This window comes from Sphingobacterium sp. Ag1 (assembly GCF_000988325.1).
In the GTDB taxonomy this organism is placed as follows: Bacteria; Bacteroidota; Bacteroidia; order Sphingobacteriales; family Sphingobacteriaceae; genus Sphingobacterium.
In genome coordinates this window covers 183,840-203,021 of sequence record NZ_LBGU01000043.1, presented here as the reverse complement: position 1 = coordinate 203,021, position 19,182 = coordinate 183,840, and the positions used below count along the sequence as shown (strand labels likewise).

17 protein-coding genes are annotated in these 19,182 nt (G+C 38.5%); 8 read left to right on the top strand and 9 right to left on the bottom strand.

Translation table 11 applies throughout. The features are described from left to right. Positions 1 to 3: 3 nt before the first annotated feature. Positions 4 to 2,022: a recombinase gene (locus AAW12_RS18485; protein WP_046675126.1), complete on the bottom strand. Its 2,019-nt coding sequence runs from the start codon at positions 2,020 to 2,022 to the stop codon at positions 4 to 6. A 194-nt stretch (positions 2,023 to 2,216) separates the two neighbouring features. Here AAW12_RS18485 and AAW12_RS18480 point away from each other — a divergent pair, with 194 nt between their 5' ends. The 4 genes from AAW12_RS18480 to AAW12_RS18465 all read left to right on the top strand — a co-directional run bounded on the left by AAW12_RS18480 (position 2,217) and on the right by AAW12_RS18465 (position 4,546). Beyond that, positions 2,217 to 2,420, top strand: a complete 204-nt coding sequence (locus AAW12_RS18480) for a hypothetical protein (protein WP_046675125.1) — start codon at positions 2,217 to 2,219, stop codon at positions 2,418 to 2,420. A 5-nt stretch (positions 2,421 to 2,425) separates the two neighbouring features. Continuing rightward, entirely contained in the window at positions 2,426 to 2,788 is a 363-nt protein-coding gene (locus AAW12_RS18475; RefSeq protein WP_231585302.1) for a VOC family protein, read from the top strand. 133 nt (positions 2,789 to 2,921) lie between these two features. Continuing rightward, positions 2,922 to 3,593: a hypothetical protein gene (locus tag AAW12_RS18470; protein ID WP_046675124.1), complete on the top strand. Its 672-nt coding sequence runs from the start codon at positions 2,922 to 2,924 to the stop codon at positions 3,591 to 3,593. 152 nt (positions 3,594 to 3,745) lie between these two features. Continuing rightward, entirely contained in the window at positions 3,746 to 4,546 is an 801-nt protein-coding gene (locus AAW12_RS18465; protein ID WP_046675123.1) for a DUF1080 domain-containing protein, read from the top strand. A gap of 177 nt (positions 4,547 to 4,723) precedes the next feature. Here AAW12_RS18465 and AAW12_RS18460 read toward each other — a convergent pair whose 3' ends face one another. The 7 genes from AAW12_RS18460 to AAW12_RS18430 form a co-directional block, all read right to left on the bottom strand. Further along, the gene (locus AAW12_RS18460; protein WP_197084090.1) at positions 4,724 to 5,962 is read right to left on the bottom strand and encodes a Ca2+-dependent phosphoinositide-specific phospholipase C; all 1,239 of its coding nucleotides are present in this window, start codon (positions 5,960 to 5,962) and stop codon (positions 4,724 to 4,726) included. 10 nt (positions 5,963 to 5,972) lie between these two features. Continuing rightward, positions 5,973 to 8,777 (bottom strand): TonB-dependent receptor, encoded by a 2,805-nt coding sequence (locus AAW12_RS18455; protein WP_046675121.1) that lies wholly within the window; start codon positions 8,775 to 8,777, stop codon positions 5,973 to 5,975. A 247-nt stretch (positions 8,778 to 9,024) separates the two neighbouring features. Then, on the bottom strand, positions 9,025 to 10,197 hold the full coding sequence (locus AAW12_RS18450) for a helix-turn-helix domain-containing protein (RefSeq protein ID WP_046675120.1): 1,173 nt from the start codon (positions 10,195 to 10,197) through the stop codon (positions 9,025 to 9,027). A gap of 103 nt (positions 10,198 to 10,300) precedes the next feature. Beyond that, complete coding sequence (locus AAW12_RS18445) at positions 10,301 to 10,483, bottom strand: hypothetical protein (RefSeq protein WP_046675119.1); 183 nt, start codon at positions 10,481 to 10,483, stop codon at positions 10,301 to 10,303. Between the two features lie 199 nt (positions 10,484 to 10,682). Then, the gene (locus AAW12_RS18440) at positions 10,683 to 12,347 is read right to left on the bottom strand and encodes a hypothetical protein (RefSeq protein ID WP_046675118.1); all 1,665 of its coding nucleotides are present in this window, start codon (positions 12,345 to 12,347) and stop codon (positions 10,683 to 10,685) included. Positions 12,348 to 12,379: 32 nt separating this feature from the next. Then, complete coding sequence (locus AAW12_RS26745) at positions 12,380 to 12,505, bottom strand: hypothetical protein (protein ID WP_262506884.1); 126 nt, start codon at positions 12,503 to 12,505, stop codon at positions 12,380 to 12,382. 438 nt (positions 12,506 to 12,943) lie between these two features. Further along, positions 12,944 to 13,786 carry a helix-turn-helix transcriptional regulator gene (locus tag AAW12_RS18430; protein WP_156167695.1) on the bottom strand — a complete coding sequence of 281 codons (843 nt, stop codon included), beginning with the start codon at positions 13,784 to 13,786 and terminating at the stop codon, positions 12,944 to 12,946. 862 nt (positions 13,787 to 14,648) lie between these two features. Here AAW12_RS18430 and AAW12_RS18425 point away from each other — a divergent pair. The 3 genes from AAW12_RS18425 (at position 14,649) to AAW12_RS18415 (ending at position 17,534) form a co-directional block, all read left to right on the top strand. After that, positions 14,649 to 15,026, top strand: coding sequence for a nuclear transport factor 2 family protein (locus tag AAW12_RS18425; protein ID WP_046675115.1), 378 nt, complete (start codon positions 14,649 to 14,651; stop codon positions 15,024 to 15,026). Positions 15,027 to 15,057: 31 nt separating this feature from the next. Beyond that, complete coding sequence (locus AAW12_RS18420; RefSeq protein ID WP_197084089.1) at positions 15,058 to 16,134, top strand: DKNYY domain-containing protein; 1,077 nt, start codon at positions 15,058 to 15,060, stop codon at positions 16,132 to 16,134. A gap of 218 nt (positions 16,135 to 16,352) precedes the next feature. Next, the gene (locus AAW12_RS18415) at positions 16,353 to 17,534 is read left to right on the top strand and encodes an MFS transporter (RefSeq protein WP_046675114.1); all 1,182 of its coding nucleotides are present in this window, start codon (positions 16,353 to 16,355) and stop codon (positions 17,532 to 17,534) included. A 99-nt stretch (positions 17,535 to 17,633) separates the two neighbouring features. On the opposite strand, the gene AAW12_RS18410 is transcribed toward AAW12_RS18415, so the two are convergent. Then, positions 17,634 to 18,014 carry a YidH family protein gene (locus tag AAW12_RS18410; RefSeq protein ID WP_046675113.1) on the bottom strand — a complete coding sequence of 127 codons (381 nt, stop codon included), beginning with the start codon at positions 18,012 to 18,014 and terminating at the stop codon, positions 17,634 to 17,636. A 268-nt stretch (positions 18,015 to 18,282) separates the two neighbouring features. Between AAW12_RS18410 and AAW12_RS18405 the strand changes: the two genes are divergently transcribed. Then, on the top strand, positions 18,283 to 19,131 hold the full coding sequence (locus tag AAW12_RS18405; protein WP_197084088.1) for an NAD-dependent epimerase/dehydratase family protein: 849 nt from the start codon (positions 18,283 to 18,285) through the stop codon (positions 19,129 to 19,131). The last annotated feature ends 51 nt before the right edge of the window (positions 19,132 to 19,182 follow it).

Sequence of the window (19,182 nt, the reverse complement as noted above, 5' to 3'; positions counted from 1 at the left end):
TTTTTAATTTTTTTGTGGTGGAAAGAAAAATAGTTTTGGATTTATTTTGAAATAGATCCAAACCGCCTTTCCCATTTTAATCAATTCTTTTGATGGAAGGTTCCTCGAGCGAAACGCTAACAGTAAGGAAAGGGAAAAGCTGACCATAAAATTAAAGAATCCTATGATACCAATCCCTAAAATGCCCCAAATCCATATATCAGTAGATAGCTCCATCCCATGACCAAATAGTCCCAATGCCAGATTCCCACTGGCGAATGTAATGTGCCTTATATCCAGATTTAAACCTAAAAAAAGTCCAACGGAAGCTGTCGTTCCCATAAAGATCCCAAACCAAATATTGGATACGATACCAGCCCATTTTTTTTCATAAAACGAAGCTATTTTGTTTGTTTTTGCCTGGCCGAATATTTTTTTCAATAGGGGATGTTCTTGAATGCGGTAGTACACGGAGTTGTGTTTGTCTCGGTTTGAAATACTGCCGGCAATAATCCCGGAAAGAAATAGAAAAATACCGGCGATAGACGCATGCAAGATCAGCGGTGTTTTTATTGGATTAAGATCATTGACCAGATGTAACCACTTGGCGCTCGCAATATTGACCTGAAACAATTGTTGAATTACCCAGACAAGAAAAAGGCTCATCGGAAAAGCCATCACAACATTACCAATAAAGGCAATAAACTGAGACCGAAATAATCGGGCAAACAATTCAGCAAATTTCCAATAACGATGTTTGCTGTCCCCCTGTTCGGAAATCCCTTGCTCAATAGCGTTCACCAATGCAGAAGCTGTCATCGCAGGCTGTTTGGTTGCCAAAGTTGCACCAAGAAGATAAATAAGCGTAAAGCCAATCGCATAATTCATGCTGTAAAGAAATGCGTGACCAAATTCACTGCTGTGTATCTTACCTAACAATAATTTAACGATGCACATAACGCCGACAATGAGGCCTCCTCCACAGGCTGAACGGAACATTTTCCAATATTCCTGTTTACTTGAGGTAATATAATGCTCACCGGTCTGCGCAGTATGATGCGTAATTTCGTAGGCCAAGAGCTGTGTACTCTGTCCAACCAATTTGCGAATATTGCTTTTCCGGGAATTATAACCAATAAGTGTAGTGCCCAGCGCAATCGTCTTTTGCCTCTTTTCATCTGCATGATCGATGACTAAAAACGACAAGATTTCTCGGATCCTTTCCAGTTGTTGCCGCATACGTAAGAGCGATTGATTCACTTTGATGGAAATTCCAAAACGATGTGAATTATCGAAAGCCGTTTCAATATACGATTCGCATTGCTTATGAAGTACCAAGATTTGTTTATAAGAAAGATCATCCGAGGAAATAAACTTATATTCTGATTGTAAAATACGATCATTCAATTCGGTAAACTCCCGCATAATAGCAATAAATGGGCTATCAAAATTTTGAAACTCGGGTACCATCTTGTTTACGTCTGTTTCCATTGCACGCCCGGTAATACGTTGAACCAACAATTCCAACCCATACAATATTTCGGTCATTCCAAAACCCGTTTTGTCATCGTAAATCGTTTCAAATTGAGATACACGAAACAGCTCATCGAACTGATGTTGCGGAATCGCGGCAACCCAGTCCGCATCCCCAGGTCTATAAAAAACCTGATTTAACAGATATTGTAAAGTAGACTTTGGTGGTTGAAAAGGCAAATACCGCTCGGTGATTCTTTTTTTTAGTTCATAAAAAAAATCTGCATAACTAATTATACCAGTATCAGAAATCAATTGATCAAAATCTTTTTCAGCCAAGATTCTTTTGAGATAAAGCTGAAAGCCTTCCAACTCCTGCGGTGCGGCATTGAGATAATCCAGTAAAAATTGAATATCGACCTGATAAAGTATATGAACATGCTTTGGTCGGATGATGTCCACGAGTAAAACCAAAAAATCAACGTTTACATAAGCAGGATCCCTTAATTCACCTTTAAATCGTCCAAACAAACTTTTTACCTGCTGCTCTTTATCCTGTTCTTTTCTCATAAATTATAAAATCCCTACTCTAGATACCAAATTTGCATACATTTTGTTTTCCTACTCACAAAGATTGGCTCGCTGAATTGTGTCAAATAGCCACTTGAATCAATGATTTTGGTCATTTAGCTTCCACTTGAAGTTTTATACTTTTACAGGTAAGAAATTATAAATCAACGATTAACTTGATATAAGAGACGAAAATGAAAAATAACAATAAAATGAAGCCTGCAAAATTATGTTACGAACATATCGGCGGAAAACTCGGCCAACTTTTACTAGAGGCTCTGATTGTAAAAGGCTGGTTAGCAAAAGCAGATCCTAGTGATAAAAATTTCTATATCACTGAATTTGGAGCATCTCAATTGACGGCTTTTGGTATTGACCTATCGCAAATTAAATCCTGAACAAAATGAGTTTAATATTGGATTACGACAATTTCTTTCTACCCGTAGAAAATCTCGAGAATGCAAAGGAATTTTATGGAAATCTACTTGGCCTAGAAACTAAATTCGATTTTTCGGATAAGGGAATGACGGCTTTCAAGATAGGTGACAATGAACCTGCAATCATTCTTAGTACAATACAACATACCAAACCGACGATTTGGTTTACCGTTGCCGATGTCAAGACAACATATGAACGGCTTAAGGAAAAAGGGATCGTATTTTTAAGCGAGCCATTTGAGATCATGACAGGTTTAGCAGTTGAATTTAACGATCCATCCGGAAACAAACTTGGAATAACAGATTATTCCAAATCAAATAAGGTTTAATGAGTAGACATTCCAGCTGAACGTTTTTAATTCATAAATAGGGCTCTAATTTTTCAAAGCGGAATACCATGAGTATACAAATGAACATTTTAAGTATATTAGTATAATAAAATGAATTCATACAACGAATGTGATGACAGATTGTGAACTCCAAAATATAGATCCGGACGATATTGGCGATGTGCTCGTTATAGTCGAAAAATCATTTGACATTAAGTTTAGGAGTAAAGAACTTATGCATATCTCGACGTTTGGCGAGCTCTGCGATCACATCACGAATAAGATACAACTTGATCATTCGAGCGACTGTACAAATCAGCAGGCTTTTTATAAGTTACGTGAAGCAATTGCTTCGACAGCTCAAATCGATCATCAAATGATCACGATAAAGTCTCCACTTGCGAACATTTTACCCAAACATGATCGACGGTTAAAGGTAGAAAAACTCGAAAGACATTTAGGCTTTAAACTTGACATCCTACGCCCACCCTACTGGGTAACTCTAATACTCGCGATTTTTTATGTTTCTTCCTTGGCTGTTATTTACTTTAATTGGCCAATTGGAATCACAGGCCTGGTATCCGCCCATTTTGCACTTTGGCTTGCACAAAAAACCGGCAAGGTGCTTGACTTGCAAACGGTAGGACAATTGGCAAAAAAAATGACAGCGGAAAATTATTTAAAATCGAGACGAAACCCTACAACATGCAATAAAATCGAGATTGAAAAAGTATTGACAGACCTGTTCAGTAATGAGCTATATCTTGACAAAAGTAAATTAACAAGAGACGCGAAACTTGCTTAATATACACTGATTCTTCGTTTAAATTGTCCTATTATTATCTACTCAACGCTTAACTGGAATGAGCTACTACTGTCCCTGATATTCCCTAGATCGTAAAATTTAGTGTAATATATCGTATCTTGCTATCCAATTTTAAACCAAACATCAATGTTATGCGAAGAATCCTTTACTCCATATTAGCTACCGGCCTTATTTTTGCAGGATGCGCAGGAATGAAAAGCCAGGGAGATAATACTGGCTGGAAATCATTATTTGACGGAAAAGACATCAATGATTGGTTTGTTAAAATTCATCATCATGATGTCGGTGTGAACTACGGAAATACGTTTAGAGTCGAAGATGGAATAATTAAGGTCAGATATGATCAGTATGATAATTTTAATGATCAATTTGGCCATTTATATTATAAAACACCCTTTTCTTATTATCATTTAAAGTTTGAATATCGATTTGTAGGCGCGCTCCATAAAGGTGCCCCCTCCTATACGCTTCGTAACAGCGGCGTGATGTTCCATTCGCAGGACCCCAGAACAATGTTGAAAGAACAGGACTGGCCTATTTCTGTCGAAATGCAACTTTTAGGAGGATTGAGCGATGGTCAACCCCGTCCTACAGGAAATATGTGTTCCCCTGGAACCAATGTGGTCTATCAGGGCAAAATAGCTTCCTCACATTGTTTAAATTCTACTTCGAAGACCTATGATGGTGATCAATGGGTTAAAGGGGAATTGATTGTATTGGGAGATTCGTTAATCAAACACATCATTAACGGAGATACCGTACTAGAATATTCAAAACCTCAGATTGGAGGTGGAACGGCCAATGGGTATGACCCCAAAATGAAGATCGATGGTAAGTTGCTCAGCAGTGGATTTATCGCTTTACAGAGTGAAGGTCAACCCGTAGATTTTAAGAATATATGGATTAAGGAGCTGCCTAAACCAAAGAAGTAAAAAGAGGCTAACGTAAGGAAAAAAGTACAACAATAGCGTTTTTGAAGAGAAAACGACCGTGTATATTATTTCAATTGCTGAACAAGCTTGAGTGAACAAGTAAGATCATTCAGAAAATTTCTGAACGACCTTACCTGTTCATTTATTCAAGTGTATTTGCAATAGCGACCGACAGACCTACCGTTTTGTAGATATCATATCCTTAGATTTTTTCTTCATGCTATTCACCGGATTCCGACGGGCCACCTTACCACTAGGTAGCTTTACATAGTAAGAAGTATTATAACCATTTCCAGGTCGAAAAAAATCTGTTGAAATGATCTGAGCTCCACTGCTGAAAGCAGCATTAGCCCTACTGTAATCATTGATTTTTGCTTCAAAGGTTTCAATATCAGACCTACTACGTACGATATACCCCTCCCTCACCAAACGTCGAATTTCTTCCTGACGAACCAAAGCATTGTCCAATAGTATAAATGAAGCAAAACTATCATTGGGTTCCGACTGGACAAACATGATACGCTTCTCAAGATTAGGCCTATCTTTAACATACGCTGATTCAAGGTTCATTCCTGCTGTTGCCGGCAACAGCAGGAAGATAAATTTACCACGAGCGGATTTAACAGTGGGCCAATGACCAGAACGTATTGCCTCACGTAAAGTGCTGTAGTTTCCACGTACATCGTCAGGTGTAACAAGCTTTTCTCTTCCCAATACCGCAACAACTTCAGCATCCAACTGATCAAAAGCCTTATCATCAAATGGAAGTACTTCAGCACTATTAGGAAAAATCGGAATCCCTTTGTCTTTGGCCTCGACCATAATAAAAATAGGGAGATGTCCGGGATGCTTTTCAGACCATTCCCGTAGCGCTGTAAGACCAGCACGGAATGTCGTATAATGTGATCGAAAATCAAAATCAGCAATATGAAGCATCTTGAAACCAGGCTTTTCCAAATCCTCTTTTTGATACGGAGCAAGATCCGAAACCCCCATTTTATTGAGGAGCTCATAGCCCGCAGGTTTATCAAAGCGATGTCCAGTAGGGTCATAATATACATCCATTTCTAAGCTACGGATTCCACTATCAAGTTGCACATCGAAAGGTGGATGGTCGTACTTTAATCCTTCACTCATGGACATCGCATTAGGGTGAAACTCCTTAAAGGAATTAAGTTTATCTAGAGGGAATAGCGTTGACATCTTTTCCATCATCTTTGAAAAAATAGGATCTGCATAAGCCGAAAGACGAGGATCCACGGGTTTAGCGTAGCTATTGTGTGTCCCAAGGACTTGAATCTGGTTGATCTTTAGTTGGTCCAGCTCTGCCAGTTCGGTTTGTTGGCCAAAGCTCGTTCCAATACCCATTATAAGCAGGGATATTGCGGTTAAAGTGATTTGTTTCAATTTCATCATTGTTGTCATTTTAAAAAAGTTTTGCACTGATACCAATTTGACCACGGACAGAATACCATTCAGCCTGCTCAGCACGATCGTATACACCATGGTAATAGCGTACCGGGGCACCAGTAATATTGTTTAACTCGGCAAATAGCCTAAACTTGGCGTTAATAGCGTAAGAAGAAGAAAAGTCAACTGAAAAATTACTCGAATACCATCGGTAATGTTCTGGTCCGGCGATTTGACGAATAGCATCAAGATATTTCCCCTTATAATTCCCGGCAATACGAGCCATAAATTTGCTATTTTCATAGATTAGAGAAACGTTGAAAAGATGTTTGGCCTGTTTAGGAATCGTACTCTTATCTTCCATTAATTTTCCATTGTCGAAGCGCGGAACTGTAGCTTTTGAATCTGTAAACGTATAATTCGCATCGATTCCAAATCCTTTCCATATTCCGGGAAATTCGGTAAACCTCTTTGATATGCCGGCTTCGAAGCCTGCGAGCCACGCATTTTTGAGGTTATCCGGTTCATTGACATTGAACATGATACCATTGATATTTTGCGTAGACTGATTGGAATAAATCAGGTTAGAAAGCTTTTTATAAAAAGCGCCTGCTGAAACCATGCCTATTCCACCGAAATAATGTTCGACCATTAGATCAAAGTTGCTGGCAAAAGTGGGTTTCAAATTAGGGTTTCCGCGTGTGATCACACGATTGATATCATCCTGGACCGTACCTGGATTGAGATTTCCAAAATCAGGGCGCGCAAAACTTCGTGTGAATGCAAGTCTAATAATATCGTTTTTTGTTGCATTGATCTTTACATGCACCATAGGCAGAAAGGCATTGTAGCTATTGTCCTGATTGATAGCTTCAACATGCGTAGATTTATCGGCAAGCGTTGATACTTTGTTACCCGAAAAAGTGACTTTGTTATATTCGTTTCGTAAACCAGCAATAAGGGTAAACTGCTCAGTCAGTTTGTACTCCGCGGAGCCATAAATAGCGTAGACATTTTCCCTTCCGCTGTAATAGTTGGCCGCTCCGGAGGCATTTGTAGCGGAATCGACTCGGAAGGGGTACAACTTGTTATCTGCAATTCCTGCTGGTGAAGCAAGCTGCTTTACGGATTCCACGGAAATCTGGTCAATGAGTACATTGTTATAAGGTGATCCTATTTCCGTCAAAAAACCGCCACGATACGGATAGGATTCAGTCCCTAAACGAGCTAAGCTCGGAGCAGGTCCTGAGACACCGGCCACATAAATACTATACGGATTCTCTACCTTCTTGTCTTTGTGAATAAATTTGCCACCAAATTTAACGGTCAATGAATTGCTCGGTGTATATTTTAAATTGACGCCAGCACGTTTGTTGCTCTCCTCGTTTTTACTTCTAATATTGACGACTTGTGTCAACTTCATAGCCTCTGCACTAATTGGAGAGGAAGGTGAAAGATGTGGCAGGATTCGATCAATATTGTCCCCTACTCCGTCGGGTGAATCCATCGCCAAGTATTTCTTTCCATCTGTAGCCATGCCTTCGTAGGACACCTTCTGGGAGAAAGTAGCCATCGGGTAGTAGTCGGGATCCTTAAATTTAAATGAAGAATGATCGACACTAAGTGCCCAGTCCAAGCCTAATTTTTCTGAAAAAACAGACTGCCCGCTCAGCTCTCCGGAATACAGATTGGTATGATAATCTGCCGTCCTTGTTGTAATCGTTGCTGTCTTAGTATTAAAATAGAAATAGTTTTCCCGCACACGCTGAGCATCTAGATATTCACTATATAAGCCCTTGACCATAATTTTGTGTTTCTCGTTGAAGGCATATTCCAGCCCTCCATTAAACCCAACAGTACGCCTATGGGCAATATAATCGCGCAGTTGAAGATCTGTAATGGAAAAAGCTTGGCGCTTGTCGCTGTTTCCAAAATCATAGTTTAGATTGTATCGATCTTGGGCAGCTGTTCGGTCCCAGATTACTGCAGAAAGAATGTACCCTAATTTACCTTTGGCAATACGATCTCCAAAAAGGACAGAACCATTGTATGAACCTCGTTGAGATTGCCCATTATATCCACCAGCGGCATTGATGTTGAGTGTACGTTTAAGAGGGGCCGCTTTGGTAATAAAATTGATGGATCCACCAATAGCATCTCCTTCCATATCGGGAGTAATAGCTTTTGACAATTGTACATATTGAATCATTTCCGATGGGAAAATATCCATCTGAATTCTCCTATCAGCATAATCAAGACTAGCTGAAGGAAGTCTATTTCCATTTAACAACGAAGCGCTCCACTGGATTGGTGTACCCCGTACGGAAACATAGCGTCCTTCTCCTTGATCCCGCTCAATGGAGACCCCTTGAACACGTTGTACAGCTTCGGCGGCATTTCGATCGGGCAATTTACCAATGGCGTCTGCCGCCAACACTTCCATAATGGCATTTGCCCCTTTCTTGATGTTCAATGCTTTGACTTGAGAGCCCGCAGAAGAACCAACAACAACAACTTCACCGAGACTATTATTGGAAGGCACCAATTTAATATTCCCTAAATGGATCCCTTCTTGGGAAACTACTGTATCAAGTGTGAACACCTGATAGCCCGTGTAGAAAATAGAAAGCCTAATATGTCCCTTTTCTTTTAAAATCAATGTAAATCTACCATCTAAATTGGTTTGTGCCGCCAGCGTTCCAACTTGTACTGTTGCTCCGGGCAATACTTCATCAATAGTTGAAGTAACAGTTCCCGTAATTTGTTGTGCCTGTATAAAAAAAGGCATCAACACAATCAAAAAGAGTAACGTCCTTTTCATATCATGTAATCAATTTTTGTTATTTGATACGAAATTGATGTTTCATAAACTACAGATCGTCTTCCTCGATAAAGAAGTACCTATCGCTTACGACAAACAACACAACAAACTGTATATATGTTATTTACAAAAATTAATTTTGTATTAAGCTTAGGTTATCGATAAATTGGCACCGGGTTAACGACGTAGAAATACGCCTTTTCCATAGAGAAAAGTAAACGTAACTCGGAAATGCTGCAGTAAGCCATTAGGCCTTGAGTAGATTGAAATGCGCTGCGTCCTTGAGATAGGCCGATGGGGTGCAACCCTGGACTCTTTTAAAATATTGATTAAATGAAGATTTGGAATGGAAGCCGGCCTGAAATGCTAACGAGAGAATATGAATACTTTCGCCTTTCTTTCTGCACTTATCCATCAGCATCACCACCTCCTTAATCCTATATTCATTGATATACTGATAAAAAGACTTTTCTTTGTATTGATTTAAGGTTTCTGAAAGGTGATGGCGCGATACATCCGCTTTTGCCGCTAGACTTTCCAATGTCAGATCGGGATCCAAAAAAACTTTATGATTGGACATCAAATACTCTACCTTAGCCAAAATACCTGCATAGTCCAAGCTGCTATTCTTTTCATTTTCCTCCACAGGAAAAGAGCGCTGTTTTTTACTTTCGACACCGATCGGTTCTTTCTCATTATTGACAGATAGCTGTTCCTTGGCTTCCTCCAGCTGATAAACATGGACATAGAGGAAAGAGCTTATTTTTACATAAATAATCGAGATACAGATAATCGACAATATCAAATAGATAACGACGCGAAGCCACAAATGGATAAAAGAAAAATAAGGGGTTACATCAAACAGCTGAGTCCAGATCGTGATGATAAGAAATGCAAGACCTATTAGTAAGAGTAAAAATGCAGCCAACCTAACCATCCCTTTTTCCAATTTCCAGAACACCGATATCGACTTTATCTGAGCCAAAATCTTTAAAGGGTAAGCAATATATAATATCGTATATGCATAACCTGACGTCGAATTGTATTTTCTTATAAATGGCGGTAGCTCCCCAGCATTCTTAATTACATAAGCAGCAATCCAAAAATAACCGATTGAAGCACCTATAGACGGAAGCATAGCAAGGAGAACATCAATGGGTTTCCCGCGATGTTCGAGATAGCGCACATAACACCATAGTAACCCTGGATAAGCTAAAGCAATAAATGTGTTAAACTGTTGGTGGATTTTTGAATGGGGCCAAAAAACATTCAGAGCAAAACTGATTGCCAAATGCAAAAATATGGAGGCTAATAAATAAGAAAGAATATTATCATGCTGTCCATTATTTTTTCTATTCTTTAATAAAACACCCAATGCCAATAATGCCTGGGTGGCCCCTACAATAATAATATAATTCACGTCCTTAATCTGACTAAGCTGTTTCGCGAAGTTAAGAATCAGGTATTATCAAATTGTTAAATATGCTATCCGCTACCTATTCAATATTTGACATAACAAAGTATTAAGTAAGTTTATTACTATCGCGCAAATATTTTCTTAGCCAGATGATGACTGTCCTCCTATCCTGTACATTATATTTTTCCATGGCTTCTTCAAGCCACAACTCGCCATTAACAATTGCATTGATGACGTCCGTCTTCACTTCTTTTGTAAATCGAGGTCTAGCTTTATTATTTTCATTCATTAAACTGGTTTTTATAACTGGCTATTCATTACGCTCATATCGCGTACGCAATCGGGCGTTTTTAATTAAAGATAGGGGAACATAACAGGTCACTATGATTGTAAAAAGCAACCTGTAAAACAGGTCGCTTTTATCGCTATTTAAACGAAAATCCAAAATTCTAATTAAATAGCTCATTAATCATCATAAGAACGCGATGTTAATTCCTTACACAACGCACATTTTTCATCTGTGTCTCAATCAAATCTATACCAATGACAGATATGTTGAGTAGATTTGCTGTCAGATCTGCACTATTATTCCCGAAGATTCCTTTTTCACCGTGGTAATACCAGGCACCCAACCCAAGTAGTCCTCCAATTTTAATACCCGAGGAACCGGTCCAGATTTCTGCGCGTGTTCCAAAATTGCCCAGATTGATCTGTACAAGACCATTCACCACAGCGAAAGAGGTACTACCTCCATTGAAGTTAAAGTGAAGTTTGTTATTTGGATATGGTGCAGCTGTTCCACTTGCGTTATATTCAAAATAACCTCTACCGTTACTTGTCCCGTATGTAGGACTCTGACCACCAATTCCCAAAAAGCCGGTCAGCTTCCGAAAATCGCTTTCACTGGCTTGGCGCCACACACCTTTTGGGTAAACTTCGTTACAAGGATCACTATTGACCCCGAATCGATCTGGCACTAGCCCTTTGAATGAAAAGTAGGTATTTCTGGCATTTGAATGCGCATAGGTATGGTGAAAACGATAGGGATTATGTCCTGCCTGATAATAAATATTCTGTCTCGCCCATCTTACCCCGTCGACAGTTAAAGGTGATTCTAACAAATTGACCAATAAACGATGGCTGTTTCCTAATACTGGTGTAATATTGAACGCAAAATTCGCTGGAGTCGATGAGAATTGGCGCGTTGAATTATCATCTATTTTCAAAGCCAAGTTTGAAACATTTACTTTTATCCCACCAGACACCGCTGCCGGGTCCGCAGTATACACATAAGCGATTTTTGCATCTTGGTAAGCCGGGTCAATATCCGCAAAACTTGAAAAGGCTATTTCTTGATCGGCAGAAATTAAGTTTGAAAGTGTACCGTTAACAACATCGATTGTGGCAGTTTTTATTCCTGCGATCTCTACCTTAGCCCCCGTCATATTAGCGAACATCCCCATCGAATTTAGTTCTACCCCCAAGCGGGCAAATTTATGTTTAAATAGAATGTTGATCGGAACATTCACATTTGCACTCCCCGTGGGCACAGCAACCTCACCCATTGCATACAACACATCTTTTCCCGCTGGAAGCGCAATGGTTGTATTGCCCGTATTTATGTTAGGGATATCTTCACCATTATTGTAAGATAAAGCTACCCATTTATAGGTTTGGCCTTGCGTTACATCAATTGCTCCTTGGCTACCTGTTGTAAATTGGGTAGATGATATCAATTGGCTGCCGTCTTGTGAAAACAAGAATAAACGATAAGTAATGCCATTGTCCATCGCGGCGGCACGTGCCCCTTGTGCAGATGCTGCTGCGGCCTTGGTTGTAAACTGGGCCGCCTTAAATGGAATATTATTATCTACTTCAATCAATGCGTCAAATTCTGGAAACTCCAACAGTTTTGGACCATTCAAATTGGTCGAATTTGTACTGGCTTTACCTTTGATAGATGCTGTCTGCTGTGTCTCATCTATGCCCGATACTTTGAGAACCAGCTTCGTACCATCCAGTTTTGTCCCTTCCTCAGTCTGATCAATACGACCGTCTTCCTTAGAACATCCAAAGAATGTAACTGTACTTCCCAACAATAAGGCAATAGATGTAACGCTCCAACTTAAACGCTTTAAACGTGATATTTTCATAAAATTGTTAATTTAAATAAATAGATGTTAGTTTATAAATCACCGTTTCCTTCGCCTCCAGAACCATTTCCCCAATCGCCAACACCAGGATTTGGAGTTCCCGTACCGCCCGAACCGGCAGCAATCCCTTGTTCCAGCTCAATTGTTTGCACCTCCATAGTAGGTGCTTCGTAGATTTTCTTTTCTTTTTTCATTTTTTTTTAAAATTTGGTTTAATTAAGTCGATACTTAATTGAGTTAAGCCTAAAAATGACCTAAACAACATTACCAACAACATTTACGCAAACTTACACACGTAAGAAGAAAATTATTTAAAAACAAAGATTACATTTTGACCACAAACGTGACTACAATTTGACCACACAAGACACAACAACCTAATAATCAACCAAGTAAAACAGAAGAATACGGTATAATGCGATACAAACGTAGTCCACCTCAGAATATAACAAACTATAAAACAAATAGATAAAAACGTAAAGAAAAATACAAAACATAAAATCAAACAAATTAACCCAAATAAACAACCTATCGGCTTCAGCGGAAAGCAATAAAAAATGTGCCCTAAAAAATAAATCACAGCTTATCATCTCGGTCTAAACTAGACTTTGCAAATAGGCTTCGAGATCCACCTGTTTTTCTAATTTCAGCTTTTGTTTTATTCGATACTTCGTCACACGAACACTTTTGGGTTCAATATGAAATGCAGTCGCAATATCAAGTGTACTGTGCTGCAGGTACATGTATGCGCAATGCTTTAATTCGAGTGCAGTGATCTTGTTTTCAGACAGCATTCTTAGCTTTAGAAAAAAATCAGGGTTGATGGTTTGAAATTCGCGAATAGGTTGTCCCGTTACTTCATCAAATCGCAGTTCATCTTTTATCATCCGTTCAAATACACCAGCATGTTCATTGCCCTCAGTTTCTACGAGTACGACCTTCAAATGATCAAGGAGTTTATTTTTGCGTTCGATCTGCAATGCATCAAAAAGAGCAGCCTTTTGCATCTGTTCATTTTGTGATTGTAGTACTTGTATTTGAGAAAGCAATTTCATCCGATCGTCTTTTTGATAGTCAAGCTCAGCATTTAGTCGGTTTTCTAAATCATCATTCCGTATTCTTAGTTTTATACATTCATCTGTCTGAGCTTTATATTTTATCCTGAAGAAGAAACTTAACGTAAGAATCATAAGAAATAGGATGACACTCATGCTTCCCCAAAATATACTATGATATTGTCGATGTTTAAGATCTCTTTCAATTGTGTTCAACACTTCAACAATTTCAGTTCCCTGTCCATTTTGACTTAATTGAATATCCTTGGCGCCACTTCCTAACAATCCTTTCGTTCTCCATTGGTAGGTCACATGCAATAACGGCGTAACATATCCTTTACTTAAATATGTCTTTTCCAACGAATAAAAGAGCTTTTTTTTCATCTTTATGGCATATACTGGAATATATCCTGACCTTGTAATATCTCTAGAAATTTTTTGATTAAAAAATAAACCCTTTACCATGATAAGACCTTTAATTATTAGTTTCTTGATTTCAAATAAGATTCATATAACAGCTTTTGATCAATGTAAACGACCGATAAGTGGTGTACAACAACTAATTGAGCATCTGTATCTTGTTACTTTTCGGCAGGAACCTTTCATTGGCAGTTGATTTATGGCTGAAATCTTTCTCAAACAAATAAGCCAAAAATTCAAAACTTAATCAAGGGTTAAAAGGCTTCAATTTGACCACAAAAACACACTAGAATGACAACAAATCGACTACAACATGCTACAAATTCGTAACTCAAAATATAAAACAATCCATTGTAACGTAACACACGCGCTGTAAAAGAACATCATAAATTAAAATATTTTCGACCCTACCTTCAATAAAACTCTCCCATTATCCAAAAATTTCGAAGACAGAAATAATGCCATAACCAATCACCCTTGTAGCTAGACAGCTACAACTATATCCCCTGAAAATTATATTACTGCAACCGACACGAAAAGCATGAACCAGTAACCTTTTTTTTTTGCCGCTTTTCTCCGTATAGTACTAACAGCGTGCAGACTATGAAAATATCTGGCTAAAAAGCTACTTACACTAAATAAATAAGGAGCTAAAAGAAGGTGTAATTAATTATCTCAAATTGTCATAAGGAACTTAAACAGTTACTGTTCTCGTGGAACATAGCGCGCAAAAAAGAAATTGTCAAATGGCGAAAGCTCAACAATGATTTAGTATTTTTAAAATAATAAACACTTAAAACAAAGATGGTAATCATCAGATTTAACTATGGACAAAATAACAAAAGAAGATATTGTCGAAGCTGAGAATCAGCTTTTTGCGGCTCAGTTAGCAAGTGATGTAGATGCTCTTGACCTCCTTCTGTACGATAGCCTGGTAGCAATTGCGCCAGATGGCCAAATGCTAACAAAAGAAATGGATCTAAATGCGCATAGGTCAAAGGCAATGATTATTGAACAAGCCACAACAGAAATCGATGCGATCAAGCTCGTGGGAGATACCGCACTTTCAGTCGTTACGATGACGGCCAAAGGTCAGGTTATGGGGGCACCACTCGAAGGAAAATTCCGGTATTTTAGAACCTGGAAACGCATTGACAACTCATTAAAGGTTATTGGGGCAAGTTTTATGCAATTACCCTCATAAATAATTGGTAATAACTAATTAAAAAAAGAATATGTTAGCACATATCTGCATTACAAAAATTATAAAACTTGCTTTTTTTGTAGCTTGTATTTTTTCTTGTTTTCTTATCTCTTGTCGAAATATTGGCCAACCCGTCAATAAACAAAAATCGGGTTCCTATTTTATTGATTCGAAAGGGCAGATCGCTTATTGTCAGAATGGAAATTGGTTTAGCTTGGGTATTTCACAAATGCAGGCTGACGCCAAATCGTTTGAAGTCCTGTCAGAAGATATCGCCAAAGACAAAAATGCGGTCTATTTTCGTGGGATGCCCCAAAAACTTGTGGACAAAAGTTCCTTTTATGTTGACCAGCAGATTCCAAAAGATCGTTTTCACGTTTATTATATCGATCAGGTCCTGGGCTTCCATATTATCGAAGGCGCAGATCCGAAGACATATGAAGCGGTTGCGGGTCATATAAACTGGGCACGCGACAAGGATCATTACTTCTATTCGAATGATCCCATAAAAGTCGACAGGAACACCTTTTCGTTCATCAACGATTACTTTCTAAAGGATAAAGACTCCGTATATATTTCACCTAATATCGGTACTTTTAAGGCAATTTTAGCCAATACTGGAAACGTTGAAGCGATTAACAAATATTACATAAAAATTTATGACACGATTTATTATCCGCCATTTCAACAGGGGTTAGCTATTGTAAAGAGGCCATTTAACACCATTCACAAAATTCGTGTGCTTGATCAGGACCATATCAATATCGACAATAAAACTATCCTATTCAGAGGAAAAGATTTTAAATATGCGCATGTTGATGCCCCCTCTTTTAAATTATATCCTATTGATGAAGAAATTGACTCTTACAGAAGCAACTCCTATTCAAAAGACAAAAGTCACGTGTTCTATAATCAGGAAATAATCCCAGGTGCCGATGTAAAAACATTTATACCCTTGGGCAATGATTTTGGAAAAGACACAAAAAATGTGTTTTATAAAAACCAGTTGCTTGAAGAAGTAGATGCAAGAAGCTTTAAGAAGGAAGGCGATTTTTATAAGGACAAACTTGGCAATAAGTTTAGTAGCCTTACAGGAAATAAGGTATAAAATCCATCATGGAAGCAATTAGTCAGACTTTAAGCGCTATACATCAAACAACATTCTCTTCCTTCCTTGGGTTCGCCACAATCCGACCAATATAACAATTTCTTTTTCCATTACTTACAAATTTGTTAGTAACACACAAATAGCTGCTTGACACCCAGAAGCAAGTATTTGCCTTTACATTTGCTCGTATAATTAATCATACACAACAGTTTTTATTTATGAAAAAATACGCATATATAGGCGCTTTGGGTTTTCTCGCAGTAATCACAACAGAGTTTGGCATTATTGGCATCTTACCGCAACTAGCCGATCATTATCATATCAGTATCGATAAAGCAGGTTATTTATTGAGTGCTTTTGCTTTGATCATTGCAATAACTGGGCCATTTATGACATTACTCGCTTCGGGATTCGACCGCAAGAAAGTCATGTTAACTGCCATCGCTATTTTCTTAGTCACAGCGATTGTCTCTTCATTATCCCCTCCTTTTTGGTTACTGCTTATTGTAAGAATTCTTCCGGCCTTTCTCCAACCTGTCTATATTGCAACAGCATTGTCTGTCGCCATTTTAAAAGGGGGGAAACAAAATGAAAATGAGCTTATGAGTATTGTTTTCAGTGGTGTTGCGATAGCCATGGTAACAACCGTCCCCTTCGCCACCTACATTGCCAGTCTCTCTTCCTGGACATATTCTTTCACAATACAGGCAGTTGTCAGTATAATCGCGCTATTGGCGATCTATCTTACCATTCCTCCGTTGCCCGTGAAAGAAAAAAAAACCTATGGAAGTCAAATGAAAATATTAACCAAGCCCATCTTTTTGGTCAGCACCGCCATGAATTTCTTTATGGTATCAGCTTGGTTTTCTACCTATAGTTACTTCGCCGAGTATTTAAACAAAGCAAAGAATATGGACAGTACCATGGTTAGTTATATGTTATTTGTATTTGGTATTATCGGAGTGATTGCTAACTGGGTTGCAGGGAAAATGCTCAACCGAAATATTACGTTTACCACGGCCTTTTTCTTATCGGGTACACTTATTATCCCCTTACTACTGTATTTTTCCGATGGCAATCTATTCGCCACGGTCTGTACGATTGCCTTGTGGGGATTTCTTTATTCTCCTAGCTTCTTAAACGCATCTACCTATATGATTTCCTCTGCACCCGAGGCGCTAGAATTTGCCAATAGTCTAGCGACTTCATTTGGCAATCTTGGGGTAACCTTGGGAACTACCGTAGGTGGCTGGATTATCGTTTCGAAAGGTGTAGAATTTTCGCCATGGCTTACGATGGGCTTTGGTTTTCTTGCTTTTTTGATGATCGCCCTACGACAGTTTCTAGAAAAACGTAGCGCAATAAAGCAAATAACGGTCGCGCAGTGTACATCGCAATAATATATTTTGCCCGTATCGTAAATAGCGAATGCACGGTCAATTTAGATCTAGTTAGCGTGAATAATCATTCCAGCGCGAACTAGATCTAACGCTTTCTCCTTAAAGACCATCGATAAGATACCAGCTCAGAATAATACCTATGACAAAAATTAACACAGCCACAATCGTGATGCTATTTGAAGTTTGAGTAAAGTTTTCCGCTTCAATTTGTTTGTTCGTTTTACGATATTTAAAGAAAGCGACAATAACTGTCAATGCACCTATGACTACAATGGAAACGCCAACAGCGCCAGAATGTTCATGCTGCGAGCCTGCAACTACATCTTTTTTTAAAATGAGCTCAATCTGACGAATAAATAATGAAAATTTAACAACTACAAAACCGAATCCCATAATCCCTAGGCTCGTCCGGATCCAAGCAAGGAAAGTTCGTTCATTAGCAAGATGGTCATTTACCTTTTGTGGGGTATTTTTAGTCATTCGAAATAAATTTTGATCAACAAATACGTTAAAAGAATTGTAAAATTTATACCTAGCCTTAAGCAACCTGTTATGGCTGTGACTATGCTTTAGCACATATCGTTCACAGGTTAGTCAATTTTTTAAGGTTCAGCAATCATTTTGTTTGTTTTTCAATAAAACGCTGCAGAACGTTGAAAAGTTTGATTAATATTTTAATGTTTCATCTTTCAGCTCTTTTTTATTAATGGAATACCAAAACCTGCAAATTTTGCTTTATTTTGTCTATATGCGCATATTGGTAACAGGATCTTCGGGGAAATTGGGAAGTATAACAGTTCGGAATCTTCGTCGGGCAGGGCATAATGTTACAGGAATTGATTTATTAGCAAGTGACACCACCGAACATTTTTTAGATATACAGCAAACTGAGGCAGTGGTTGAATTCACACGTAGTTATGATGCCATTGTTCATACGGCAGCACTGCATGGTAGACATATGGATTTGAATTATAGCCGGCAAAGTTTTATAGATACCAATATAACAGGAACATTAAATCTGTTAAATGCCTGTGTAACGAACGGAGTAAAACGTTTTCTTTTTACCTCTACAACCTCCATATACGGAAAGGCTCTTGTCGATTCGGAAAAAGCGGTATGGGTAACAGAAGAACTTACAATACAACCCCGTGATATTTATGACATTACTAAACAGGCCTGTGAAGAGCTCTGTAGAGACTTTTTCGAAAAAGAACAGCTCATGACCAGCGTTTATCGAGTCGGCAGATTTCTTCCAGAACCCGATAACCTCATGCTAAACCATCGTTTGTATCGGGGACTGGATCAAAGAGATGGCGCTGAAGCCCTTCGACTCGGTATTGAAACCGACTTCACATCGTTTCAGATTTTTAATATTTCGAGCGGTTCACCTTTTGAAATTGAAGATCTAATTGAACTAAAATTCAATCCATTGAATGTTATTGCTACGCGTGTTCCAAAAGCGATTGAAATATACCGACAGAAAGGCTGGAGTTTCCCTGCATCGATAGATAGAGTGTACCGCAGTGATAAAGCAATGCAATTACTTGGATATAAACCGAAGTATACTTTCGAATTTCTTCTCGATCAGCTTCCATAAATCGCTCGCTGGATGTTGTTCGCTGTACCTTTCCAGTTAAAAATGTGGAAT